General features: G+C 68.6%; 23 protein-coding genes. 10 read left to right on the top strand and 13 right to left on the bottom strand.

Annotation, left to right across the window (positions count from 1 at the left end):
• Together alaS and EQ874_RS10330 are read right to left on the bottom strand one after the other, a co-directional pair.
• Window positions 1-2,667 carry an alanine--tRNA ligase gene (alaS, locus tag EQ874_RS10335; protein WP_129976686.1) on the bottom strand — a complete coding sequence of 889 codons (2,667 nt, stop codon included), beginning with the start codon at window positions 2,665-2,667 and terminating at the stop codon, window positions 1-3.
• 169 nt (window positions 2,668-2,836) lie between these two features.
• Complete coding sequence (locus tag EQ874_RS10330) at window positions 2,837-4,249, bottom strand: replication-associated recombination protein A (protein ID WP_129976685.1); 1,413 nt, start codon at window positions 4,247-4,249, stop codon at window positions 2,837-2,839.
• A gap of 94 nt (window positions 4,250-4,343) precedes the next feature.
• Between EQ874_RS10330 and EQ874_RS10325 the strand changes: the two genes are divergently transcribed.
• On the top strand, window positions 4,344-5,981 hold the full coding sequence (locus EQ874_RS10325) for an alkaline phosphatase D family protein (protein WP_129976684.1): 1,638 nt from the start codon (window positions 4,344-4,346) through the stop codon (window positions 5,979-5,981).
• A 31-nt stretch (window positions 5,982-6,012) separates the two neighbouring features.
• Here the strand turns inward: EQ874_RS10325 and EQ874_RS10320 are convergent, their stop codons facing one another.
• The 3 genes from EQ874_RS10320 to aspS form a co-directional block, all read right to left on the bottom strand.
• The gene (locus tag EQ874_RS10320; RefSeq protein ID WP_064064945.1) at window positions 6,013-7,176 is read right to left on the bottom strand and encodes a hypothetical protein; all 1,164 of its coding nucleotides are present in this window, start codon (window positions 7,174-7,176) and stop codon (window positions 6,013-6,015) included.
• Between the two features lie 202 nt (window positions 7,177-7,378).
• Complete coding sequence (locus EQ874_RS10315; protein ID WP_064064946.1) at window positions 7,379-7,648, bottom strand: DUF4235 domain-containing protein; 270 nt, start codon at window positions 7,646-7,648, stop codon at window positions 7,379-7,381.
• Between the two features lie 183 nt (window positions 7,649-7,831).
• Window positions 7,832-9,619, bottom strand: a complete 1,788-nt coding sequence (gene aspS / locus EQ874_RS10310; RefSeq protein ID WP_129976683.1) for an aspartate--tRNA ligase — start codon at window positions 9,617-9,619, stop codon at window positions 7,832-7,834.
• Between the two features lie 139 nt (window positions 9,620-9,758).
• Here aspS and EQ874_RS10305 point away from each other — a divergent pair, with 139 nt between their 5' ends.
• A complete protein-coding gene (locus EQ874_RS10305; protein WP_129976682.1) occupies window positions 9,759-10,676 on the top strand; it encodes a neutral zinc metallopeptidase in 918 nt (305 codons plus the stop codon).
• Between the two features lie 73 nt (window positions 10,677-10,749).
• On the opposite strand, the gene EQ874_RS10300 is transcribed toward EQ874_RS10305, so the two are convergent.
• Window positions 10,750-11,049, bottom strand: a complete 300-nt coding sequence (locus EQ874_RS10300; RefSeq protein WP_064065002.1) for a protease inhibitor I42 family protein — start codon at window positions 11,047-11,049, stop codon at window positions 10,750-10,752.
• An 82-nt stretch (window positions 11,050-11,131) separates the two neighbouring features.
• Between EQ874_RS10300 and EQ874_RS10295 the strand changes: the two genes are divergently transcribed.
• Together EQ874_RS10295 and EQ874_RS10290 are read left to right on the top strand one after the other, a co-directional pair.
• Window positions 11,132-11,662 carry a hypothetical protein gene (locus EQ874_RS10295; RefSeq protein ID WP_242496708.1) on the top strand — a complete coding sequence of 177 codons (531 nt, stop codon included), beginning with the start codon at window positions 11,132-11,134 and terminating at the stop codon, window positions 11,660-11,662.
• Between the two features lie 33 nt (window positions 11,663-11,695).
• Window positions 11,696-12,304 (top strand): hypothetical protein, encoded by a 609-nt coding sequence (locus EQ874_RS10290; RefSeq protein ID WP_129976681.1) that lies wholly within the window; start codon window positions 11,696-11,698, stop codon window positions 12,302-12,304.
• A gap of 20 nt (window positions 12,305-12,324) precedes the next feature.
• On the opposite strand, the gene EQ874_RS10285 is transcribed toward EQ874_RS10290, so the two are convergent.
• Window positions 12,325-13,116 (bottom strand): SDR family NAD(P)-dependent oxidoreductase, encoded by a 792-nt coding sequence (locus EQ874_RS10285; protein WP_129976680.1) that lies wholly within the window; start codon window positions 13,114-13,116, stop codon window positions 12,325-12,327.
• Window positions 13,117-13,291: 175 nt separating this feature from the next.
• Between EQ874_RS10285 and EQ874_RS10280 the strand changes: the two genes are divergently transcribed.
• Window positions 13,292-15,013 carry an ATP-dependent DNA helicase RecQ gene (locus EQ874_RS10280; protein WP_129976921.1) on the top strand — a complete coding sequence of 574 codons (1,722 nt, stop codon included), beginning with the start codon at window positions 13,292-13,294 and terminating at the stop codon, window positions 15,011-15,013.
• 46 nt (window positions 15,014-15,059) lie between these two features.
• Here EQ874_RS10280 and EQ874_RS10275 read toward each other — a convergent pair whose 3' ends face one another.
• Entirely contained in the window at window positions 15,060-15,494 is a 435-nt protein-coding gene (locus tag EQ874_RS10275; RefSeq protein WP_207213531.1) for a DUF4383 domain-containing protein, read from the bottom strand.
• Window positions 15,495-15,753: 259 nt separating this feature from the next.
• The gene (locus EQ874_RS23360) at window positions 15,754-15,876 is read right to left on the bottom strand and encodes a hypothetical protein (protein ID WP_255162744.1); all 123 of its coding nucleotides are present in this window, start codon (window positions 15,874-15,876) and stop codon (window positions 15,754-15,756) included.
• Between the two features lie 424 nt (window positions 15,877-16,300).
• Here EQ874_RS23360 and EQ874_RS10270 point away from each other — a divergent pair, with 424 nt between their 5' ends.
• Together EQ874_RS10270 and EQ874_RS10265 are read left to right on the top strand one after the other, a co-directional pair.
• A complete protein-coding gene (locus EQ874_RS10270) occupies window positions 16,301-17,668 on the top strand; it encodes a hemolysin family protein (RefSeq protein WP_064064951.1) in 1,368 nt (455 codons plus the stop codon).
• Window positions 17,661-18,674, top strand: coding sequence for a hemolysin family protein (locus EQ874_RS10265; RefSeq protein ID WP_026003251.1), 1,014 nt, complete (start codon window positions 17,661-17,663; stop codon window positions 18,672-18,674). Before EQ874_RS10270 ends, EQ874_RS10265 begins: the two co-directional genes overlap by 8 nt.
• Before the next feature lie 74 nt (window positions 18,675-18,748).
• Here EQ874_RS10265 and EQ874_RS10260 read toward each other — a convergent pair whose 3' ends face one another.
• Together EQ874_RS10260 and EQ874_RS10255 are read right to left on the bottom strand one after the other, a co-directional pair.
• Window positions 18,749-19,528, bottom strand: coding sequence for a pirin-like bicupin family protein (locus EQ874_RS10260; RefSeq protein ID WP_129976679.1), 780 nt, complete (start codon window positions 19,526-19,528; stop codon window positions 18,749-18,751).
• Window positions 19,525-20,550 carry a pirin family protein gene (locus EQ874_RS10255; RefSeq protein ID WP_129976678.1) on the bottom strand — a complete coding sequence of 342 codons (1,026 nt, stop codon included), beginning with the start codon at window positions 20,548-20,550 and terminating at the stop codon, window positions 19,525-19,527. The genes EQ874_RS10260 and EQ874_RS10255 overlap by 4 nt, the downstream gene beginning before the upstream one ends.
• Window positions 20,551-20,643: 93 nt before the next feature.
• On the opposite strand from EQ874_RS10255, the gene EQ874_RS10250 reads away from it, so the two are divergent.
• From EQ874_RS10250 to EQ874_RS10235, 3 genes are all read left to right on the top strand, one after another.
• A complete protein-coding gene (locus EQ874_RS10250; RefSeq protein ID WP_064064954.1) occupies window positions 20,644-21,123 on the top strand; it encodes a MarR family transcriptional regulator in 480 nt (159 codons plus the stop codon).
• Between the two features lie 289 nt (window positions 21,124-21,412).
• Window positions 21,413-21,748 (top strand): type VII secretion target, encoded by a 336-nt coding sequence (locus tag EQ874_RS10240; RefSeq protein ID WP_026003172.1) that lies wholly within the window; start codon window positions 21,413-21,415, stop codon window positions 21,746-21,748.
• Entirely contained in the window at window positions 21,748-22,977 is a 1,230-nt protein-coding gene (locus tag EQ874_RS10235; RefSeq protein WP_347400869.1) for a hypothetical protein, read from the top strand. The genes EQ874_RS10240 and EQ874_RS10235 overlap by 1 nt, the downstream gene beginning before the upstream one ends.
• A gap of 10 nt (window positions 22,978-22,987) precedes the next feature.
• Here the strand turns inward: EQ874_RS10235 and EQ874_RS10230 are convergent, their stop codons facing one another.
• Both EQ874_RS10230 and hisS read right to left on the bottom strand, forming a co-directional pair.
• Complete coding sequence (locus EQ874_RS10230) at window positions 22,988-23,632, bottom strand: hypothetical protein (protein WP_207213522.1); 645 nt, start codon at window positions 23,630-23,632, stop codon at window positions 22,988-22,990.
• Window positions 23,619-24,893 carry a histidine--tRNA ligase gene (gene hisS, locus EQ874_RS10225; RefSeq protein WP_016933619.1) on the bottom strand — a complete coding sequence of 425 codons (1,275 nt, stop codon included), beginning with the start codon at window positions 24,891-24,893 and terminating at the stop codon, window positions 23,619-23,621. The genes EQ874_RS10230 and hisS overlap by 14 nt, the downstream gene beginning before the upstream one ends.
• Window positions 24,894-24,912: the final 19 nt, after the last annotated feature.

Below are 24,912 nucleotides of genomic sequence, written 5' to 3'. Positions count from 1 at the left end.
TCAGCCGGCCAGCTCGCTCAGGCGGGCACGGAAGGCATCGAGTGCGGCCGGGATACCGGCCGGATCCGACCCTGCGCCCTGAGCCATGTCGGGCTTGCCGCCACCGCGACCACCGATCGCGGGGCCGAAGCTCGCGACGAGGTCGCCTGCCTTGATGCCCTTCTCCTGCGCAGCCTTGGTGGTGGCCACGACGAAGGGCACCTTGTCGCCGGCGTTGCCGAGCAGCAGCACCACGGCGGGCTCGGTGCCGAGCCGCCCACGGACGTCGGATGCGAGTGTGCGCAGGTCGTTGCCGGCGACACCCTCCGGAGCGGCCTCGGCCACGACGAGTACGTCGCCGACGCGCTGCGCCTTGCCCGCATACGTTCCGGCTGCAGCGGCGACGTTCGCGGCACGGGTCTTCTCGAGTTCCTTCTCCGCGGCCTTGAGCCGGTCGAGCAGGGCCTCGACGCGTCCGGGCACCTCCTCGGAGGGGACCTTGAGGGTGGAGGACAGGCCCGCGAGGAGCGCGCGTTCCTTCGCCAGATGACGGTAGGAATCGAGACCGACGTATGCCTCCACTCGGCGGATACCGGAGCCGACGGACTGCTCGCCGAGGAGGGTCACGGTGCCGACGTGCGAGGAGTGCTGCACGTGTGTGCCACCGCACAGCTCCATCGAGAACGGACCACCGATCTCGACGACGCGGACCTCGTCGCCGTAGTTCTCGCCGAACAGGGCCATCGCGCCCATCTTCTTGGCCTTGTCGAGGTCGGTGACGAACGTGTTGACCGGGTAGTTCGCCGCGACGGCCTCGTTGGTGACGCCTTCGATGTCCTGCTTCTGCTGCTCGGACAGCGCGCCGGGCCACGAGAAGTCGAACCGCAGGTAGCCGGGCTTGTTGAGCGAGCCGGCCTGCACGGCGTTGGGGCCGAGCACCTCGCGCAGCGCGGCGTGGACCAGGTGGGTGCCGGAGTGGCCCTGGGTGGCGCCCTTGCGCCACTCGGGATCGACCTGCACGAGGACGGCGTCGCCTTCGACGACCTGGCCCTCGAGCACGGTGACCTTGTGTGTCCACAGCTGCTTGGCGATCTTCTGGACGTCGTCGACCTTGATCCTCAGACCCGGGCCGGTGATGCTGCCGATGTCGGCGATCTGACCGCCGGACTCCGCGTAGAGGGGGCTGCGGTCGAGGATCAGCTCGACCTGCTGGCCCGCGCTTGCGGCGTGCAGCCGCTCGCCGCCGGTGATGACGGCGAGCACGTGCGCCTCGCTCACCAGTTCGCTGAAGCCGGTGAACTCGGTTGGGCCGCGGTCGAGGAGCTCCTTGTAGACCGTCAGGTCGGCGTGGGCGTGCTTGCGAGCGCGGGCATCGTCCTTGGCGCGCTGCCGCTGCTCGGCCATGAGCGAGCGGAAACCTTCCTCGTCGACGGTGAGGCCGGCCTCGGACGCCATCTCGAGGGTGAGGTCGATCGGGAAGCCGTAGGTGTCGTGGAGGGTGAACGCCTCGGTGCCGCCGAGCACGTTCCTGCCCTGCGACTTCACGGTCTCGACGGCGCCTTCGAAGAGCTTGCTGCCGGTGCCCAGGGTCTTGAGGAAGGCGGTCTCCTCGCCCACCGCGACGGTCTCGACGCGGGAGAAATCGGTGGCGAGCTCGGGATAGGACGGGGCCATGGTGTCGCGCACGACCGCCATGAACTCGCGCATCGTGGGCTTGTCGGCGCCGAGCAGGCGCGCCGAGCGCACGATGCGGCGGAGCAGGCGGCGCAGCACGTAGCCGCGGCCGTCGTTGCCGGGGTTGACGCCGTCGACGATGAGCATCGCGGCGGTGCGGGCGTGGTCGGCGATGACGCGGAAACGCACGTCGTCGTCGTGTGTCGCACCGTAGACGGCGCCGGTGAGTTCGGTGGCCTTTTCGATCACCGGACGCAGCAGGTCGGTCTCGTAGACGTTCTCGACGCCCTGGAGCAGGAAAGCGACGCGCTCGACCCCCATACCGGTGTCGATGTTCTTCTTCGGCAGCGGGCCGAGGATCGGGTAGTCGTCCTTGGCGCCGCCCTCACCGCGCTCGTTCTGCATGAACACGAGATTCCAGATCTCGATGTAGCGGTCCTCGTCGGCTTCGGGACCACCTTCGACGCCGTAGTCGGGTCCGCGGTCGTAGAAGATCTCGGAGCACGGACCGCACGGGCCGGGGATGCCCATCGACCAGTAGTTGTCCTTCATGCCGCGGCGCTGGATGCGCTCGTCGGGCACACCGACCTTGTCGCGCCAGATGGAGTACGCCTCGTCGTCGTCGAGATAGACCGTCGCCCACAACTTCTCGGGATCGATGCCGTAACCGCCGTGCTCGACGGAACCGGTGAGCAGCGACCACGCGAAGGTGATGGCCTCTTCCTTGAAGTAGTCGCCGAACGAGAAGTTGCCGGCCATCTGGAAGAAGGTGTTGTGGCGGGTGGTCTTGCCGACCTCCTCGATGTCGAGGGTGCGAACACACTTCTGCACGGATGTGGCGCGCGTGTACGGCGGGGTCTGCTGACCGAGGAAGTAGGGCACGAACGGGACCATGCCGGCGTTGACGAACAGCAGGTTGGGATCGGCGAGGATCAGCGACGCGCTCGGCACCTCGGTGTGTCCCGCCTTCACGAAGTGATCGAGAAAGCGCCTGCGGATCTCGTGGGTCTGCACGTCGATGGTCCTTTTGTGGTCTGGCGATGGTGTGAACTGCCCGGGGCGGGCTGCCGATCGTGCCGATCGGCCGCTCTTCAGCTTATCGCGCCGCCGAAAGTGGTTTCTGTACGGCAGCGCCGTGCATGGCTTCCGTACGGTGGCGCCGTCCGGGGTCCTCGGTACACGGTCACCGCTCACCGCGCACGATGCGGCGCAGCTTGGGCAGGCGGGCCGACAGCTCCCGTTCCACGCCGCGGCCGGTCGGCTCGTAGTAGTCGACGCCGACCAGCTCGTCCGGGGCGTACTGCTGCGCGAGCACGCCGTCCGGGTGCGCGTGCGGGAACTTGTAGCCGATCGCGTTGCCGAGCTTCTGCGCGCCCTGGTAGTGACCGTCGCGCAGATGCGTGGGTACCGGCCCCGCCTTGCCCGCTTTGACGTCGGCGATGGCGGCGCCGAGGGCGGCGGTGACCGAACCCGATTTGGGGGCGGTGGCGATGTGGATCGTCGCCTGGGCGAGCGCGAGCTGGGCTTCGGGCATCCCGACCTGCTGGACGACCTGCGCTGCGGCGACCGCCGTCTGGAGGGCGGTGGGGTCGGCCATGCCCACCTCCTCGCTGGCCTGGATCATCAGACGACGGGCGATGAAGCGCGGGTCCTCCCCCGCGACGATCATCCGTGCCAGATAGTGCAGGGCCGCATCGACGTCGGAGCCGCGCAGCGACTTGATGAAGGCACTCGCGACGTCGAAATGCTGATCGCCGTCGCGGTCGTAGCGGACGGCGGCCTCGTCGATGCTCGACTCCACCGTCGCGAGGTCGATGACGGCCGCGTCGCCACCGGTGACGGCGAGCGCGGTGTCGGCGGAAGCTTCGAGCGCCGTCAGGGCACGGCGGGCGTCGCCCCCGGCGAGCCGGACGAGGTGGTCGAGGGCGTCGTCGTCGATCTCGACCGCACCCGCGAGTCCACGGGCGTCGGTGCGCGCACGTTCGAGCAGTGCCCGGATGTCGTCGGGCCCGAGCGGCTGCAGTTGCAGTACCAGCGACCGGGACAGCAACGGGGCGACCACCGAGAACGACGGGTTCTCGGTCGTCGCCGCGACCAGCAGCACGATGCGGTTCTCGACGGCGGCCAGCAGTGCGTCCTGCTGGGTCTTCGAGAAGCGGTGGACCTCGTCGATGAACAGCACCGTCTGCTCACCGTGGGTGAGCCGCCGGCGCGCCAGATCGATGACGGCGCGCACGTCCTTGACGCCCGCCGACAGTGCGGACAGCGCTTCGAACCGGCGTTCCGTGGCCCCCGAGATCAGCGACGCCAGGGTCGTCTTCCCGGTGCCGGGCGGACCGTAGAGCACCACCGAGGCGGCGCCCGATCCCTCGACGAGTCGCCGCAGCGGCGCCCCGGGTTCGAGCAGATGCTGTTGCCCGACCACCTCGTCGAGAGTCGCGGGCCGCATGCGCGCGGCGAGCGGTGCGTTCGCGCCACCGGGTGCGATCGAGGTCCGGCGGACCTGCGGTTCGATGTCGGGTTCCGGTTCGCGTGGCGCCTCGAACAGGGCGTCCGGTTCGGCAGACGGGTCGTTCGCCCCGAAAAGATCACTCACGCATCCGACGCTACAAGCTCGCGCCGACGCCCGGTCGACGACGGTCTGTGCCGTTCGCGTGACGGATGTCCGATTGTGTGGTCGGATCGTGGTCGTGGCCACGACACCGTTCGCCGATCATGTGTCCCGCCGCGCCGTGCTCCGGTCGTCGGTCCTCGCCGCCGGTGTTGCGGCCTTCGCGACGACCTCGCAGCCGGCGCACGCCTCCCCGGCGGTCTTCGCGCACGGTGTGGCATCGGGAGATCCGCTGCCCGACGCGGTGATCCTGTGGACGCGGGTGACCCCGTCACCGGAGGCGACACCCGGTTCGGGTGCGGGGCCCGACGTCTCCGTGAGCTGGGAACTGGCCCGCAGCAGTACCTTCGATGCGGTCGTCTCGAGCGGCGCGGTGACGGCGAGTGCGGTCTCCGACCACACCGTCAAGGTCGACGTCCGCGGACTCGCACCCGGTTCCACCTACTTCTATCGTTTCCGTGCCGCCGGAGCCGTCTCACCGACCGGCAGGACGCTCACGGCACCTGCTCACGACGCCGCAGTCGAACGTCTCCGGTTCGGGGTGGTGTCGTGCTCGGATTGGGAAGGCGGGTTCTTCTCCTCCTACCGCCATCTCGCCGCGCGCGACGATCTCGACGCCGTGGTGCACCTCGGCGACTATCTGTACGAGTACGCGGCCGGGAAATTTCCCGTCGCCGGCGGCCGGGCCGTCCGCGCTCACCTGCCGGCGCACGAGATCGTGAGCCTGGCCGACTACCGGATACGGCACGCGCAGTACAAGACCGACCCGAACCTGCAGGCGCTGCACGCAAAGGTGCCGTGGATCGTGGTGTGGGACGACCACGAATCGGCCAACGACGCGTGGGCAGGCGGGGCGGAGAACCACGATCCGCTCGTCGAGGGCGACTGGGCGGCCCGCAGAGCGGCATCCGTGCAGGCCTACGACGAGTGGATGCCGGTCCGCACGAATGCCGGACGTCTCTACCGCCGTCTGCGCTTCGGGCGGCTCGCCGAACTGTCCATGCTGGACCTGCGGAGTTATCGATCCCAACAGGTTCGTGGCATCGGACGGCAGGTCGACGATCCGGCGCGCACGATGACCGGACGGGACCAGATGGAGTGGCTCACCGCGGGTCTGACCACCTCCCCTACCCGGTGGCAGCTGATCGGCAATTCGGTGATGTTCTCGCCGATCCTGCTGCCACCCCTCGATCCACGGACCACCGGGGCGCTGACCGCGCTCATCGGAGCGCCGGCCGGAGGCGTGCCCTTCAACACCGATCAGTGGGACGGTTACACGGCCGACCGCCGGCGGCTGCTCGACACGATCACGGCGGCGGGTCTGCGGAACGTCGTCTTCCTCACGGGCGACATCCACACCTCGTGGGCGATGGACGTCCCCGTCGACGCCGCCGACTATCCGGGGGCGGGCACCGTCGCCACGGAGTTCGTGGTTCCCTCGGTGACCTCGGCGAACATCGACGAGCTGCTCGGTGTGCCGCCGAGGAGCACGTCGCCTGCGCTGGAGGCGACGGCGACCGCGACCAATCGGCACGTGCGCTTCGTCGAACTCGATTCGCACGGCTACGGGGTACTCGACGTGGCCCCCGATGCGACACAGATGGAGTGGTTCTTCATCGGCGACCGCACGGATCCGAACACCCCTGCACGCCGTGTCGCGGGATACCGGGTGGCAGACGGCGCGACGAGGATCGAACCCGCCGCTCCCCTCGTGTAGCCGGCGAGCGGCGCCTGCCGGAGCGACCGCTCTAACCGGCGGCGCGGTCCTCGAGGTGGGCGAGCACGTCGCGGGCGTGTGCAGCGACATCGTCGTGGCCTGTCGCGGTGGCGAACTCGGCGAGCAGCGACCAGCGGGCGCGGAGCGCCGGAATGCGCGGCACCGACAGTCCGTGTTCGCGGACCGATGCGATGCGTGCGTGGTCCTCGGGCAGGAACAGGTGCGTGCTCAGCCAGATGCACGCGAGCAGGGCATCGAGCAACCGCTCCTCGAGCACCTCGTCGTAGGCCAGCTGCGGCCACATGGCGACGACCTCGGCGCGCCATGCGTCGGCCATCGCGCGGATGCGGTCGACGGAGAGCGGCACCGAGCACAGGCACAGCGGGAAGGAGCTGAGTGCGTACGCGATGTCGAGGGTCGCATCGCGGAAGCCGCCCCACTCGTAGTCGAGGAACTGCACGCCGTCGTCACCGACGACGATGTTGTCGGGGCACAGGTCCGACGGGCTGAAAGCCCGGAAACGTCCGCCGGTGAACAGCTTGGAGGCACGCTCGGCGCGCTCGCGCACCGACTCGGGCACGGCCAGCCCGAAATCCGCCTCGAGGAGTTCGGGGACGCCCCGTACCGCGTCGAGGGCCTGCTGGGACACCGCGTCGGCGACCCGCGCGACGTCGGCGCGACGAAGCAGGGCCGCGAAGTCCTCCTCGCGCCCGACGGTCGCGGCGTGCATGCGCCCGAGCGCCTGCGCCAGGGCCATCAAGGTGTTCCCGGCGGCCTCGGAGCTGTTGCGCAGCACCTCGGCGAGAGTGGTCGCGTCGCCGAGGTCGCTGAGCACGAGCAGACGGGCGTCGAAATCGTAGGCGAGCAGTTCGGCGCCCGGACGGTGATCCTTCGCCAGGGCCGTCGTGAACTGGTAGGAGACCGCCTCCCGGAGGAAGGCGATCTGCTCGTCGGTCTCGGAACCGCGGAAGTCGACGTGGCCGGTGCCGCGGGAGGGCGGCACCTGCTTGAGGACGAGGGTGCGTGGAAGCGAGAACGGATTGGCGGCCACTCGTACCCGAACGACCACCGAGCGGCCGCTGCCCCCGAGATCCACGGGATCGGTGAGGGTCACCGTGGCGCCGGTACGGCGGGTGAGCAGCGCTTCGGCGGCGTGTACCACCTCGGACACGGGGTCTGCCAATGTTGCGGTCATCACGGCCCAATCTACAGGTTCTCGGTCACGACGAGGTCGTCCACAAGGCTCGGATCGAGCGGGACCTTCTTCGCCCGCGACCGTTCCACCACGTCGCTTTCGTCTGCTTGCGAGGAAGAACTCGCTGTTCACCGATGTGTCCCGTTCCGCTCCCGTCCGCCGCGGCTCTCCACGCGTCCATCACGATAGGGACACGTCACCACTATTCCGGTGAAACGTGTGTCACCTTCTGAAATCCACGGGCGGTGCCGCGGTCCACCGCGGCCTTCACGACACCGAAGATCAGACCCTGGAGAGCGGCCGCGACGAGCACGTCCCTGGTGCGCTGCGACAGATCCTGAGGTTCGGGCCGTTCGTCACTGCCGCCGACCTTCTTCCACACCTGATTGAAGACTGCGCCGGCGAGAAGGCCGCCTCCCACACTGGCTGCGAGAGCGAGCGGCTTGTAGAAGATCACACGTGCGTCGGCCATCGATACCTCCTCGTACCGGCGCCCCCGTTGGCGCCGGACCGACGGAGTACCCCGACAGGATCCTCACAAACCCCATCGAACCCACGAACCTCACCACACGACCTCCGTCGGAGGCCTCGGACACGACGGCGCGGTACCGCCGCCCGGAGGCGGACGGCACCGCGCCGAGGAAGATGCGAGTGATCAGGACCTGTCGGCGTCCTCGGTCTCAGGCTCCGGCACGAAGTCGATGCCCGACTCCTTGCGCTGCGCCGGCGTGATGGGCCCGGGAGCGTCGGTCAGCGGATCGACACCGCCTCCGGACTTGGGGAACGCGATGACCTCACGGATCGAGTCGACCCCGGCGAGCAGCGCGGTGATGCGGTCCCAGCCGAAGGCGATACCGCCGTGCGGCGGCGCACCGTACTTGAATGCCTCGAGCAGGAAGCCGAACTTCTCGTTCGCCTCCTCCTCCGGGATGCCCATGACCTTGAACACCCGCTCCTGGATGTCGGGGCGGTGGATACGGATCGAGCCGCCACCGATCTCGTTGCCGTTGCAGACGATGTCGTAGGCGTAGGCCAGCGCCGACCCCGGATCGGTGTCGAAGGTGTCGAGGTACTCGGGCTTGGGCGAGGTGAACGCGTGGTGCACCGCGGTCCACGCCGAGTGACCGAGGGCCACGTCCCCACTGGCGGTCGCGTCGGCCGCGGGCTCGAACAGCGGGGCGTCGACGACCCACACGAACGCCCACGCGTTCGGATCGATCAGATCGAGCTTGCGGGCGATCTCGCCGCGCGCGGCACCGAGCAGCGCCCGCATCGGCTTGGTGGGGCCGGCGGCGAAGAAGATGCAGTCGCCGGGGTCGGCGCCCACGTGCGCGGCGAGCCCGGCACGTTCGGCGTCGGTGAGGTTCTTGGCGACCGGGCCGCTCAGCGTGCCGTCCTCGCCGACGAGCACGTATGCGAGGCCCTTGGCGCCGCGCTGCTTGGCCCATTCCTGCCAGGCGTCGAGCTGACGACGCGGCTGGCTCGCGCCGCCGGGCATGACGACAGCACCGACGTACTCGGCCTGGAAGACACGGAAGGTGGTGTCCTTGAAGAATTCCTTGCACTCGACGAGTTCGATACCGAAACGCAGATCCGGCTTGTCGGTGCCGAAACGGCGCATGGCTTCGGCGTAGGTCATGCGCGGGATCGGGGTCTCGAGTTCGTAGCCCACCAGACGCCACAGTGCGTGCAGCACCTCCTCGGCGAGGAGGATCACGTCGTCCTGGCTCACGAACGCCATCTCGATGTCGAGCTGGGTGAACTCGGGCTGACGGTCGGCGCGGAAGTCTTCGTCGCGGTAGCAGCGCGCGATCTGGTAGTAGCGCTCGATACCACCGACCATGAGCAACTGCTTGAACAGCTGCGGGGACTGCGGCAGGGCATAGAAGTTGCCGGGCTGCAGGCGTGCGGGCACCAGGAAGTCGCGGGCGCCTTCCGGTGTCGAGCGGGTGAGGGTCGGGGTTTCGACCTCGACGAACTCGTGGTGGGCGAGCACGGCGCGGGCCGCAGCGTTGACCTTGCTGCGCAACCGGATGGTCTTGCCGGGCTTCTCGCGGCGCAGATCCAGGTAGCGGTACTTCAGGCGGGCTTCCTCACCGGCCTGGTCGTCGAGCTGGAACGGCAGCGGGGCCGACTCGTTGAGGACGACGAGTTCGGAGGCGTCGACCTCGATCGCGCCGGTCGGGATCTCGAAGTTCTGGTTGCCCTCGGGGCGGACCTCCACCTTGCCGGTGATCCGGACGCAGTACTCCGCGCGGAGCCGGTGCGCCTGCTCGAGGACCCCGGCACTACGGAAGACCACCTGCGAGACACCCGACGCGTCGCGCAGGTCGATGAAGATGACCCCGCCGTGATCGCGTCGCCGGGCAACCCATCCGGTGAGGGTGACAGTCTGCTCGGCGTGCTCGGCTCGCAACGAGCCGGCGAGATGGGTGCGCAGCACGGAATTCCTTTCGAAACGATCAGCGACGGGTTCGTCGGCTGTAATCCTACGAAAGACACGATCGGCCTGAGCGCACCCGTACCGAATAGTTCGTGCCAAGCTTGTCCGGGTCCGACGAACACGGGAGAAAGCGGCGGCGATGACGTTCAGAGAAGGTGCACGCATGGATGCGGGCCGTGTCCGTACCGGCGGTGGTGGGCGCGGTGGGAAGCTCGCTCTCGGTGGCGGGGCCGGTGGCCTGATCGTCATCATCCTGGCATTGCTGTTCGGCGGAGATCCGTCCTCGCTGCTGGGATCGGGGGTGCCCGACACGTCCGGCGATCCGCAGGCGGAGAGCGCACTCGAGGAGTGCGAGGTCGGTGGTGCCACCGCCAACGAGAACGTCGACTGCCGGGTGCTCTACACCGTCGGGTCGCTGGACTCGGTGTGGGAGCAGCAGTTCGCGAGCCAGACCGGTGTGGCCTACGTGCAGCCGGAGGTCGAGATCTTCACGTCGGCCACGTCGACGGGCTGCGGTAACGCCACCAGCGACATCGGGCCGTTCTACTGCCCGGCGGATCGGACCGCGTACTTCGACACCAGCTTCTTCGACGAACTCGAGACCCGGTTCGGCGCCAGCGGCGGTCCGCTCGCGCAGGAATACGTCGTCGCGCACGAGTTCGGCCACCATCTGCAGAACCAGCTCGGCGATCTCGGACGTGCGCAGGCCGATCCGCGCGGTCCCGAATCCGGCGCCGTCCGTACCGAGCTGCAGGCCGACTGCTACGCCGGAGTATGGGCCTATCACGCCGACAAGCTGCCCGAGCCGACCACCGGCGAACCTTTCCTCGTGCCCCTGACCGACACCGATATCCGCGACGCACTCTCCGCCGCATCCGCCGTCGGCGACGACCGGATCCAGCGGGCCGCCACCGGTCGGGTGAACCCGGAGGGCTGGACGCACGGTTCGTCCGAGCAGCGCCAGGCCTGGTTCCTGGCGGGATACCGCACCGGCCGGGTCGACGCGTGCGACACCTACTCGGCGCGCGATCTCGACAACCCCCCGGCGCTGCGCTGACTCCGCGGATCGCGTGCGGCACCTCGTGTACCGACGAACCTCTACGTCACGCGTCCGTGGCTGCGATACGCCCTCACGCGACCGTGACGGTCATGTTCGCGCTGTCGGCGATCAGGTCGGCGTGCTTGCGCATGCGCAGGGAGATGGGCCAGGTACCGGCGCGGCGTGCCGTGAAGCTGAAGACCCGTTCACCGGCCCCTCCCGGCAGCGGATTCTTCGACGGCAGGAATCGGATGTCGCGCAGGACGAGTCCTTCTCCGATCCTCGACGTCGACCAGCAGTAGTCCCGGGAGGTGTTCTCGGGAAGGTGCAGTTCGATCGTGTCCCCGACACCGACCGTGACGTCCTTCGGCCCAGTGGCGATGTGCTTCATGACCTCAGAATAGCGCTCGGATGTGATCCGCCTCACCCACTCGGCCGTGGTGACCGCACAGCCCGCGCGATGCCAATGTGTGATGGGACACAAAATGGGGCATTCGGTGCCCATGCACGAGGAACGAGCCGGAATCACACGCAGCGACGCGGTGATGGGAGGACGCCTTCTCGCTCTCGCCCACGAGAACGGTTACAGCGAACTGACCGAAGAGGTCGCGGCACTGGTGTCGAGCGCCGGTTCGGACTCACCGTCCCGGATCACTCCCCCGCTGTACGGCGGCGTACTGAGGTGGACGGTCTCGACGATCGCCGACGTCGTGGTCGACAAGATCGGCCCGCAGGTGCGCGGCGACGAGTCCTTCGAACTGACCATCCGGACCGAGAGCGGCCGTCACGTCCGGCCGGAGGAACTTCCGCAGCCGGAGAGCACCGTGATGAAGGCCGTCGTCGATGCACTCGCCGGCGACTCCGTCGCGGCCCGCAGCGACCTCGACGAGGTGGTCTTCGCGATGGACTGGGCATCGCAGATGGAAGCCTTGGTCGAAGCGGTGCTCTGGCTCGACCGGCTTCTCGACACACCGGTACCGGACGGGAACGACGCACCCTGGTGATCCTCACCCGCAGAAGGGCATGAGCGACGACCGATGCCCTCGTTCACTCCCCTGACCCCCGAAGCCCTCGCGATCTCCGTCGCCGACCGTGCCGAGTCGCTCACCGGAACCGTGTGCGTCGCCGTGAGTGCGCCCGACGCGGCAGACCCGGTGGAACTCGCGCGCCGAATCGCGACGGAACTGCGAACACGGGGCCGTGCCGCCGACGTCGTGGCACTCCACGACTTCGTCCGGCCCGCGTCCCTCCGGCTCGAGCACGGGCGGACCGATCCGTACAGCTACCGGCACGACTGGTTCGACTACGCAGCACTCGATCGGGAGGTGGTGCGAGCATTGCACGAACAGCACCGATGGCTTCCTCGTCTGTGGGACGAGGACACCGACCGCTCGGCACGCGAACTCCCGCGGCCGGCGGCGCACGACCAGATTCTCGTCGTCGCCGGTCCGATGCTCCTCGGCCGCGGGCTCGACTTCGATGTCACCGTTTCCCTGACGATGTCGCGTGGGGCGCTCGAAAGACGCACGCGCGCCGGGGATCACTGGACGATCACCGCGTTGCTCGAGCACGGCGAGACGGATGCGGACGTGCTGGTGCGCTACGACCATCCCACCCGCCCGGCCGCACGGACGAGATCCGCCTGACCGGTCCTCTCGTCGCGGGCTCATCTCTCCGATCGCGGCTTCGCCAGGACCCGGTGGACGGCCGAGGTCACGGCGTCGGGCGCCACCGTACCGAAGACCGCCATGGATTTGGCGAGGAGGGAACCGGGCACCACGTTCCGCTTGCCGCGCATCAGCGCGGCATAGCCGTCCCGGGCCACACGGGCAGGATCGTCCTTGGGGGACTTCCCCAGCAGGGTGTCGAGCATCCCGGCACGCGCGAAGAAATGGGTGTCGGTGGCCCCGGGCAGCATCGACGTGAGCGTGAGCCCGCTGCCGTCCAGCTCCTTCCGGACACCGTCGGCGAAGGACTGCACGAAGGCCTTGGACGCGTTGTACACGGCCTGGTAGGGGCCGGGCATCGTCGATACGACCGACGATGTGATCAGCATGCGGCCCGATCCCGCCCGCAGCATGTCGTTCAGCAGCAGGTGCGCCAGATGCACCGTCGAGCGCACGTTGACGTCGACGATCGAGAGCACGTCCTCGAGCTCTGCGTCGACGAATGCGCCGCCGGCCCCGACACCGGCGTTGAGCGCGGCGGCGGCCGGGATGCGACCCTCGGCTGTCGCGGCCTCGTGGACCGCCCGGACGCCGTCCGGCGTCCGCAGGTCGGCGTGGACCGCAACCACGTCCACCCCGGTCTTCTCCAGGTCGGCGGCGACCGAGTCCAGCGCGTCCGATCTCGCTGCCAGGACGAGGTCGTAGCCGTCGGCCGCGAACAGGGCGGCCAACTCCCGGCCTATCCCTCGCGAGGCTCCGGTCACCAGAGCACGGGGTCGAGCATCGTTCATCTCTCCTCCTCGGCACGTATGGAGCGCGGGTACCCACACCCGGCCGGACCGACACGGCAGGCCCGGGATCCGCGAGCCGTTTGGGTCGGGCGCGTCCCCGGGTATGCGGCAGGCATCCTGCGCCCGCCCCACCCGGGCAGTCCACACGGAATCTGGAGTTCACTTGCAGCACAAGATGTATCGATCCTCGCCCGAACGAGCGTCGGACGAGGCACGCGAGGAACTCTGTGCCGCCACGCAGAATGTCTTCGGCTGGAGCGCTCTGCGCCCCGAGCAACTGGACGCCATGGTGCCGCTGCTCGACGGACGCGACGTCCTCGCCGTCATGGCCACCGGCTCCGGGAAATCCGCGATCTATCAAGTGCCCTCGTTGCTGCTACCGGGGGTGACCGTGGTCGTCTCGCCTCTGATCGCGCTGCAGAACGATCAGATCGCCGGTCTCGACCACTCGGAGGCGCCCGACGCGGTCGCCATCAATTCGCGCCAGCCCGAGTCCGAGAACGAGGCGAACTGGCGTGCCGTGCTCGAACACGATGCCGACTACGTATTCCTCGCTCCGGAACAACTCGTCAAGGACGAGGTTCTGGACCGTCTGCGCGACGTGCAGGTCTCGCTCCTCGTCGTCGACGAGGCGCACTGCGTCTCGATGTGGGGTCACGACTTCAGACCGGAATACCTGCGCCTGGGAGACGTGGTCGAGACGCTCGGTCGCCCACCCCTCGTGGCTCTCACCGCCACGGCCTCACCGCCGGTCCGCGAAGACATCGTCGCGGCGCTGGGTATGCGGGATCCGCTCGTCGTCGCCGGCGGCTTCGATCGGCCGAATCTCGACATCGAGGTGCGCAGGCACACCGACGACGGAGAGAAGCGGCGCGCCGTCGTCGAGGCCGTGGCATCGATGCCGGGCCCGGGGATCGTCTACGCCGCGACCCGCAAGGACACCGAGCGGTACGCCGATGCCCTGCGTGAACGTGGGATCGAGGCGTGTCCCTATCACGCCGGAATGCGCGCCGGGGAGCGCGAGGACGTCCACCTCGGCTTTCTCGACGGTCGCTGCGAGGTCGTGGTGGCGACCTCCGCTTTCGGCATGGGCATCGACAAGCCCGACGTGCGTTTCGTCGTTCACGCCTCGATACCCGACTCGGTCGATTCCTACTACCAGCAGATCGGGCGCGCGGGGCGGGACGGGGAACCGGCCACCGTCCTGATGTTCTACCGGCCCGAGGATCTCTCGCTCGCGACCTTCTTCACCACCCATCATCCCGACGAGGAGTTGATCGCCCGGGTGTTCTCGGCGGTTCGCGCCGGATCCCCGATGCGGCTCGGACAGTTGCGTGCCGAGCTGGACGTGCGGGGGCGCAGGTTGTCGAACGCCGTGAACCTGCTCGAACGGTGCGGAGCTCTCGTGTCCGGCCGGCGAGGACTCTCCGTCGCCGACGTCTCGCGCCGGACGGCGGTCGAGCGCGCACGGGAGACGGCGGCGGCAGGTGAGCGCCTGGATCGCTCCCGCGTCGACATGATGCGTGGCTACGCCGAGACCCGCGGGTGCCGACGCCGATTCCTCCTCGGATACTTCGGCGAGTCACTCCCCGCGCCGTGCGGCCGGTGCGACACCTGCCGGGACGGCGCCGCCGACGAGGCCGGGACGGTCTCGGCGCTTCCGTCCCCCGGCGGATACTCCTCCGTGCTCGCCCCGAACACGCGCGTCGTACACGCCGAGTGGGGACCGGGAGTGGTCATGACGGGCGAGCACGATCGTGTCACCGTCCTGTTCGACGACGAGGGTTACCGGACGTTGTCGCTCGAGGCGGTCGCCGAATCGGGTGTGCTCACGGTCGACGGCGAGGACGCCCCCTCGGAACCCGCGCCTGTCCACACGGAAGAACCCGTAGCGTGAGCCACGGGTTCTTCGGATCCCGTCACCGGGACGGGCCGGGCACGGGTCAGGGGCGAACCGTACCCGGAGTGGTCCGCGTCCGTGTCAGGAGCACACCGAGAGCGATCATGCCCACCCCCAGAACGAAGTGCAGCCAGTCGTCCGCCGAGTTCACGGGCACGAAGTTGGCGCTGCTGTCCTTGTCGATGATCAGGCCGTAGATCCAGAGCACCAGGTAGATCGCGCCACCGATGATCAGGAAACTGCGAGCGGTGGCCGCGGCGCGGGCCGCGGCGAGTCCCAGGACACCGAACAACAGGTGCACGATGTTGTGCAGGATGGACACCTGGAAGATCCCCAGGAGCAGAGCCTCGGAGTGGTGGCCTGCACCCGAGAGTTGGCCGTAGTCCGTCGTGACCCCCGGGATGAACCCGAGGATGCCGACCAGGAGGAACACCGCGCCCACTACGAGCGCGGCCGTCTGCACCGGGGTTGCCGTCATCGAGCCCCGGGTGGGTCGTGGGGATGGGGATGTCATGATTCGCGTCCTCTCACCGAACGTCCGTTTGCGCTGAGTGGTCCGAATTGCTCCCCCCGGGTAGCCCTGCCGGATCGAACCCAAACGTCGGTTTTCGCGCACCGCACCACGGGCGACAACCGGAATCCCGGGCGCCCCGCCTTTCGGCCCCTCCCGCCCTGTCACCACCCCGGCCACGACGAAGGCCCGCGGGCGTACCCGCGGGCCTTCGAATCGGCGAGGCTCAGGCCTGGCTGCTGCCGAACGCATCGCCGGCGGCGTCAGCGGAACCGGTGAAGAAGTTCAGCGCGTCGAACAGGTCGGACAGGTTACCGAAGAGGTCGACAAGGAACTCGAGTGCAGGCACGGGCTTCTCCCATCAATGGAACGACATCGAAGTTGTGACGACTCGCGTCGACACGCGATCCAATTGTTACCTGCATTCGACAGCTGCGCAGCGCGAAGAATTGTAATCCGGAACACAAATCGGCCCTAGCAGGGGAAATATCGAAAACTCGGTGAAAATCCGCCTGATATGTCGTATTCCTCGGGGAGTTTCCGGGCCGGACAATACGGTCTATTCGGGGGAAGATCCACATATTACAAGATCGCCTTGTGACCATATCTCCACCCGGCGGGGGGAACTTCCGCCGGTGCCCGTTCGTCCTATCCTGTGAGTACACCTGCCCGTCCGACCCCGAGGGAGTCATGAAACGCCCCAAGCGAAAACCTCGAAGACCCGTCCCGCCCAGACGTGACGATCTCTTCGTCACCCGAGCCCGGTCCCTTCAGTGCTGACCGCCCTCGGAATCGCGGCCGGCATTCTTGTCGTTCTCGCCATCACTGCTCTGACCGGCTACTTCGTCGCGCAGGAATTCGCGTACATGGCCGTCGACCGCTCCCGCCTGAAGGCCCGCGCCGAAGGCGGTGACACGGCTGCGGCCCGCGCACTGACGGTCACCCGCCGCACTTCCTTCATGCTCTCGGGCGCTCAGCTCGGCATCACCGTCACCGGTCTGCTCGTGGGCTATGTCGCGGAACCGTTGATCGGTAGCGGCCTCGGTGAGTTGCTCGGCGGTGTGGGCATCCCCACCGCCGTGGGTGTCGCGGTCGGCACCGTGCTGGCGGTGCTCTTCTCGACGGTGGTCCAGATGGTCTTCGGAGAGTTGGTGCCGAAGAACCTGGCCATCGCTCGCCCCGAGCCGGTCGCCCGCCGACTCGCCCTGTCGACGAGTGCGTATCTCGCCGTCTTCGGTTGGTTGATCAAACTGTTCGACGCGTCGTCGAACCTCCTGCTGCGAGCCCTGCGCATCGAACCGGTGCACGACGTCGAGCACTCCGCCACTCCGCGCGACCTCGAACACATCGTGGCCGCGTCCCGGGAGACCGGCGAGCTGCCTCCGGAATTGTCCACCCTGCTCGACCGGATCCTCGAGTTCCCTACGCGCACAGCCGAGCACGCAATGATCCCGCGTTCGCGGGTCGACGTCGTCGAGCTGGACGAGCCGGTTACCACGATCCTCGACAAGATGAGCGACGGTCACACCCGCTACCCCGTGGTGGGTACCTCGTCCGACGATCTGCGCGGTGTCGTGCACCTCCACGATCTTCTCGGACTCGACACTCCGACGGGCACGGCCGCGACGGTCTGCCGGCCGCCGGTGATCGTGCCGGCGACGCTGGCTCTTCCGGAAGTTCTCACCGAGCTGACCCGGGCCGAGGACGAGATGGCCCTGGTGATCGACGAGTACGGCGGTTTCGCCGGCGTCGTCACCCTGGAGGACATCGCGGAGGAATTGGTCGGCGAGATCGCCGACGAGCACGATCCCGCGGTCGCCGTCGAGGTCATCCGTCCCGAGGGCGACGGCTGGCTCGTCCGAGGCGACGCGCACATCGACGAGGTGGCCCGCACCCTCGACCACGATCTGCCCGAGGGTGACTACGAGACACTCGCGGGTCTGGTCATCACCGAGTTCGGCGGCCTTCCCGAGGTGGGTGACACCGTCCGGATCACGCTCGATCCCGATCCGGCCGAACTCGTGCACGAGGAGGGTCCGACCCACCGGACCCTCGTGGCCGAGGTACGCGACATCGACAAACACGTGCCGTCCTCGGTGCACGTGACCGTTCTGACGGACGAGGTGACCGGCGATGAGTAACCCTGTGGTCGTCGCGGCGGTGACGATCGGCCTGATCGCCGCCAGCGCGTTCTTCGTCGCGGTCGAGTTCGCGCTCATCGCGGCGCGGCGACACCGCCTGGAGGACGCGGCGGCGTCGAGCCGCTCGGCACGGGCCGCTCTGCGCAGTGCCTCCGAGTTGTCGGTGCTGCTCGCAGGATCCCAGCTCGGCATCACGGTATGCACGCTCGCGCTCGGCGCGACGACGAAACCTGCCGTGCACCACTGGCTCACCCCGTTGTTCGAGAACTGGGGCGCACCGCTGTGGCTCGCGGACGTGGCCGGTTTCGTCCTCGCCCTGATCATCGTGACGTTCCTCCACCTCGTCGTCGGTGAGATGGCGCCGAAGTCGTGGGCGATCGCCCATCCGGAGAAGTCCGCCACGATGCTGGCATTGCCGATGCGCGCGTTCATGTGGGTGACCCGGCCGTTGATCGTCCGGTTGAACCACATGGCGAACTGGTGTCTGCGGAAGATCGGCGTGGACCCGGTGGACCAGGTCGCCGAAGGGCAGGATCCCGATGCGCTGCGGCACCTGGTCGAGCACTCGGCCACGGTCGGCACGCTCGACGAGCGCTATCACGGACACCTCAGCAGCGCGCTGGAACTCGAGACGCTGACACTCGGCGACATCGTCACGCCGCAAGCACAGCCGAGCAGCGTGAAGCCCACCTCGACCGGCGCCGAGATCCGCGAGACGGCCCATCGCACAGGGCATCTTCGACTGCTCGTGCGGGCCAACGGCCACGTGGACGGCGTGGTGCACGTGCGCGACAGCCTCCAGGCCGCTCCCGGAACCACCGCGGCCGAACTGATGCGCCCGGCGCTGACGATCGACGCGGTGACGCCTGTCTACGAGGCGCTGACGACGATGCGGGAAACCAGGAACCATCTGGTCACCGTTACCGAGAACGGCCGGATCGTCGGATTGATCACCCTGTCGGACGTGCTGGCCCGGCTGCTGCCGATGAGCGGCGCCACGAGCTGACACACCGATACGTCAGGCCCGTTCCGGATCCACGGAGCGGGCCTGACGTCGCTTCCCGTCCCGACCGGCACCGTTCAGGAGTGCCCGAGTGCGGCGTGCATCTCCCAGACGAGGATCTCCGCGCCGGTCGCGGTGGTGAGCTGCCGGCCACCGCCGCCGGCAATCCGCACGGCGTCTCCTTCCGCGAGATGTCCGGCCCCTTCGAGCGCGGCTTCCCCTCGCGCGACGAACACGTGCAGGAACGGCGCGTCCGGGAGCGTCACGGGCCGGTCCGGACGCATCCGCGCGACATGCATGGCCGCGTACCTGTTGCGGATGCGGATCGCGGAATGGTCGGCGTAGGCATCCATTCCCGATGCGACCGGAACCAGACCACCGGAGAGCAGTTCGTCGTCGATCTCGAGCTGTTCGTATCCGGGCTCGATGCCCGCTTCGTCCGGCAGCACCCACATCTGCACGAAACGCACCGGCTCGTCGTGCTCGGCGGCGTGGGAGCCGGTGGCACCGGCACAGCGCCACGAGTCGTTCTTCTCGGAGTGGAGGATCCCGGAACCCGCACTCATACGCTGCGCGAGACCCGGGTAGATCACCCCGGAGTGCCCCGTCGAATCCTGGTGCACGAGCGATCCGCGGAGCACCCATGTGACGATCTCCATGTCGCGGTGCGGATGGGTGTCGAAACCGGCTCCGGGACGGACGATGTCGTCGTTGTTGACCATGAGTACGCCGAAATGCGTGTTCTCCGGGTCGTAGTGGTGACCGAACGAGAAGGAATGTCGCGAATCGAGCCAGTCGATCTTCGTGCGGAGGCGGTCGTCCGCGCGGCGGACGTCGAGTATCGGTGTGGTGCTCATGCGGGGTCCTGTGTCGGGCAGTTCGGATCTGCGGTGGACGGATTGCGGCGGGGGCGGATACGCGCCTGGGGCAGGGGTGGCGCCGGGAGACGCTCGATCCGGCCGGTGTAGCCGGAGACGCTGCCGAAGCGATCGGACCCGCGCTCCCAGGCGTCCCGGTAGGCGACGATCTCGTCGTGGTCGCGCCCGACGAAGTTCCACCACATCACGATCTCCTCGCCGAAGGGTGTTCCGCCGAGGAGGACGATACGTGCGGGTTCGTCGGTGGTGTTGGTCAGTTCGAGGGCCGTAACACCGGTTCCGGTGTAGCCGAGCGCGGCACGCGTGAGCACGGTACCGAACAGCGCGACCGTACCGGTGTCGACGAGCACGCCGTGCTCGAACGACGGGTCGACGTCGAGGGTGATGCTCGTCGCAGGATCGAGGACGATCTCGGCCCCGAGCAGCGGCGTGAACGTCGTCACGGGCGACTGCCGGCCCGCGAGCGAACCGAGGAAGACCTTCACTGCGGCGCCGCGTACCCGGACGACCGGCGGCACATGGTGCTGGAAGTCGCGGGGCGCATCGCGATGCGCGTCGGGCAGGGCCAGCCACAACTGCACGCCGTGCAGCGTGACGGTCGCGGATGTGGAGACCTCGGAGTGGCAGATCCCGTGGCCTCCGGTCATGAGGTTCAACTCCCCCGGCCGGACCATCGCGTGCACGCCGTGACTGTCGCGGTGTTCGATCTCCCCGGTGAACAGCCACGACACCGTCTGCAGTCCGGTGTGGGGGTGCGGTGCGACGTCCATGCCACCGGTGCGGGAGACGTCGTCGGGGCCGTAGTGGTCGACGAAGCACCACGCACCGATGAGCGAGCGCTGCCGTTGCGGAAGGGTACGGCGGACGGGCATCGCCCGCGGACCGCCGAGCGGGACGTCGCGCGAGGTGATGATCTCCACGCGGGGGCGGTGTGCGTCCCGGATCGGAAGATCCTCCGTCCGGCAGTGGATCTCCTCGGGGCGGGTGTCGGTATTGCTCATGCCGCTCGACTCCTCTCGGTGGTCGCGTCGGTCGACCTTTCCAGTGTGTCACATTTGATTGCGTAGTCAACTAACTGGGGTAGACTGGATTTCATGGGAGAAACGATGTGGCTGAACGACGACGAACAGCGACTGTGGCGTGCCTATCTGGATGCGACCCGCCTGCTGTTCCAGAATCTCGACAAGCAGTTGCTGCGGGATTCCGACATCTCCTTCACCGACTTCGAGATCCTCGTCCTGCTCTCCGAGGCGCCCGACCGCAGGATGCGCATGCGCGACATCGCGGATGCCAGCACCACGACCCGCAGCGGGATCACCCGGGCGGTCTCCCGCATGGAGAACGCGGGATGGGTGCGGCGCGTGGAGTGCGAATCCGATCGACGCGGGGCCTGGGCGGAACTCACGGAGGCCGGCTACGCGCGACTCGCCGCAGCGGGCCCGGGCCACGTCGACGCGGTCCGCGAGAACATGTTCGACCTGCTCTCCCCCGACGACATCGCCTCCATGACCGAGACCTTCACCCGCATGCGTGATCGCATGATCGACGGTAAGCGGTCGGCCGCCACCTCCTAGCGGGTCCGCCCCTGCCGTCGGGACCACGACGCCTGCACGCTCGCCGATTCGGTGAACGTCGGTACGGCCGCCGAAGGTGGGTCACGACCGATCCCCGAAGCATCGCGCGTCGCGTCCGAGAAGTTCCGGCTCGCCTACGGCACAAGGTGCGATCGAAGGTCGCGCACCCGGTCTGCAACGAATTCATCGCCGATGCCGTGGGTTCATCCACAGGCCGGCCAGGACCCGGTGGCTCCCCCGGTTCTCTCGAGTTAGAGTGCTCGCCACACTGATCTTCGAGGGGGGTTCGATGAGCGGTCTGTTTCCCGGTGCCGGAATCCGGGTGGTGCCCGACGGAGTTCGAGCGTTCGGGACGACGAATCTTCGTGCGGCCGAGCACGTCGCGCAGGCAGGGGCGTTCGATCTGCAGGCCAACATCTCCGCGCTGAGTCCGGCCATGGGACTCATCGGAAGCGAGTTCCTCGCGGTGTTCGCAGCAGCGCAGTCCGAGCACACCCGTGCCGTCACACAACTGTCGTGGGCATACGCGTCCAACGGCATCGCGGCACACGAAGCCGCCGCCGGCTACGAAACCGCCGACACCGGAACGGCTTCGGCCCTCTCCGACGCCGCGGGAGGACTGTGATGCAGGGATCGGTCGCAGACGCCGCAGCAGCACCCGTCACCTCACCGACCGTTCTCGACGCACTTCGCGCGTCACCGATCGGACCGGTCCTCGACGCCCCGATTCCCGTACCACCGCAACCCGTGCTCCCCGAGCCGGGTCTGCCCGTCCTCGACGCGAACACGATCGTCGAACTGCTCGAATCGATTCCGGTGCCGGTGCTGCCCGATCTCGAGGTGATCGTGCGGCCGCTCACCGAACTCGGCTCGATGTTCGGCACCGGCATCCTCGACTCGCTCGATCCCACGGCGATCCTGCATCAGGGTTCGCGCCTGCTCGAGACCGCGACCACTCTCGGGCGCAGTGCGCTGCACGCGCTTCCGGAGTCGTGGGAGGGTGCGACGGCCGACGAGGCCACCGGTCACGGCGTCCGGGCTCAGCAGTCCGCGCTCGAACTGGCCGACCGCGGCGACCGGATCGGCGACGTCACCCGCGCCGCCACGGCGAGCGTCGAACGCGGCAACGTCGAATTGACCGGCATCGCACAGTCGTTCGTGGCCACAGCGGTCGCGGCCGCCCCCGCTCTGGTGACACCGCCGGGTCAGGCCGCTCTGCTGGCGTCGGCCGCACAACACCTTCAGGCGGCACTGGCCGTCGTCGCGCGTACGCGAGGCGAACTGGCGGTCCACACCGCCGCGATGACCCCGTTGACCGCCCCTGTTCCGGTGCCCGCGCCGGTCGCGGTGGCGGGGGTGCACGAGATGCGCACGATCGCCACGGCCGCAACCGATGTCGCGTCGAGTGCCGCTGCACCGTTCACCGCGGCCGCCGCTCACACCCCGACCGCTCCCACCGCCTACGCATCGACCGTGCCCACCGCGCACACGGCGGTCCCCACCGTCGGTGCGGCCGTCGCAGGCTCGGCCGGAACGGTGTCGGCGGGAGTCTTCGCCGGTCACGGCAGCGCGGGGACCGCGTTCGGGACTGCGGGTGTGCCCGCCGCCACTCCGCTCCCGACGGGCGCGGGTGCGGGTGCGGGCGGAGGGTCGCCGGCGACGACCGGTACGACGCCGGGGGGCCGCACGCCTTCCACCGGCGGGATGGTCCCCGCGACGTCGGGCCGCGGGTCCGAGGACGAGGAGCACCGCTCCCCTGCCCGTCTCCTGAGTGCCGCCTCCGTGAGCACCGAGGTGGTCGGCGAGTTGCCGTTGGTCGTTCCTGCCGTGATCGGTTCGCACGACGACCGGTGAGCCCAGGCCGTCAGTCGACCAGGGAAGCCACCTCGTGGTCGGTCAGCGTCGTCTGCGGCACGCGCCCGGCGCCGCGCGCGAGTTCGATAGCCCGGTAGAGCGGGCGTTCGCCGAGCGCGGCGTCGCGGGCCTCGGCCCGCAACTGTTCGACGAGCACCGACGAGACCGCCGCTGCCGGTGCAATCTCGCTGGTGGCCAGCGCATTCGCCAGCTTCCGCAGAGCGAGCACCTCGAGTTCGCGACCTCCGCCGTTGGCGTACAGCGCCAACGGAACCGACACGAGATTGTGCTCACCGTCGTTGACGCGCAGGACCGCCTGCGAGACGCCGCCCACCCGCACGAGCAGTTCGACGCCGGCGAGCCGCGCCAGATCGACACTGCGCGACCGGAATGCCCCCGAAAGGGTGATGACGGTGCCGCGCAGCAGCAGGTGCCGACGCGTGGCCAGGAACGCCCCGAGAGCCGGTGGCACCGCGAGGACGGCACCGACGAGCAAGGCCACCCAGCCGGGCGCGACGATCCAGACGAGGACGCCGAGGACGACGCCGACGGCGAGCGCGAGCAACGCGATCCTGCGTGCCCGCGGCCGCAGCAGTCGGGCCGGGATCAGATCGAGCGGGACGGCGCCACCGTCCCGGTCGTCATGCGCCGGCAACGACCTCACCCACACGGGCGACGACGTCCGTGAGAGCAACGCTGTGCTGTTCGCCGTTGCGCAGGTCCTTCACGACGATCTCGCCCGCCTCGAGTTCGCGGTCGCCGAGGACGAGCGCGACGACGGCACCGGACTTGTCGGCAGCCTTCATCGCGCCCTTCAGACCACGTCCGCCGTAGGCCAGGTCGACACGGAGGCCTGCTGCGCGCAGCTTGTGCGCGATGGGCACGAGCGCAGCCTTGGCGGCATCCCCCATGGGCACGCCGTACACCTCGCATCGTGCGGGGCTGCCGGCCGACTTGCCCTCCGCGGCGAGCGCGAGAACCGTGCGGTCGACGCCGATCCCGAAACCGATACCCGAGAGCGGCTGGCCACCCAGTTGCTCCATGAGTCCGTCGTAGCGACCGCCGCCACCGATACCGGACTGGGCTCCGAGTCCGTCGTGGACGAACTCGAAGGTGGTCTTCGTGTAGTAGTCGAGGCCGCGCACCATGCGCGGGTTCACGACGTACGGGACGCCGATCGCGTCGAGGTGCGCGAGCACCTCGTCGAAGTGCGCACGCGCGGTGTCCGAGAGGTGGTCGAGCATCAGCGGTGCGTCGGCCGTCATCTCGCGGACCTCGGGACGCTTGTCGTCGAGCACGCGCAGCGGGTTGATCTCGGCGCGGCGGCGGGTCTCCTCGTCGAGTGGGAGCCCGAACAGGAACTGCTGCAACTTCTCCCGGTACTGCGGGCGGCAGGTGTCGTCGCCGAGCGAGGTGATCTCGAGGCGGAAGCCGTCGAGGCCGAGCGACCGGAACCCGGCGTCGGCGATCGCGATGACCTCGGCGTCGAGCGCAGGATCGTCGATGCCGATCGCCTCGACACCGACCTGCTGCAGCTGACGGTAGCGACCGGCCTGGGGGCGCTCGTAGCGGAAGAACGGTCCGGAATACGACAGCTTCACGGGGAGCTGACCTCGATCGAGGCCGTGCTCGATCACCGCGCGCATCACGCCCGCGGTGCCCTCGGGACGGAGCGTGACCGAGCGCTCACCGCGATCGGCGAAGGTGTACATCTCTTTCGTGACGACGTCGGTGGATTCGCCGACGCCCCGAGCGAACAGGCCGGTGTCCTCGAAGATGGGCAGTTCGATGTGCCCGTACCCCGCCAAGCGTGCGGCACGGGTCAGACCGTCCCGTACCGCCACGAACTCCGCCGACTGCGGGGGAACGTAATCGGGCACACCCTTCGGCGCCGAAAACGTGGAGGCCTTGCTCACTGGTACTGCCTTCTCTCGG

It is taken from the genome of Rhodococcus sp. Q1 (assembly GCF_004153645.1).
Classification (GTDB): Bacteria; Actinomycetota; Actinomycetes; order Mycobacteriales; family Mycobacteriaceae; genus Rhodococcus; species Rhodococcus gordoniae.
Note: the sequence above shows the minus strand (reverse complement) of the source record. Positions and strands in the feature narration are given on the sequence as shown.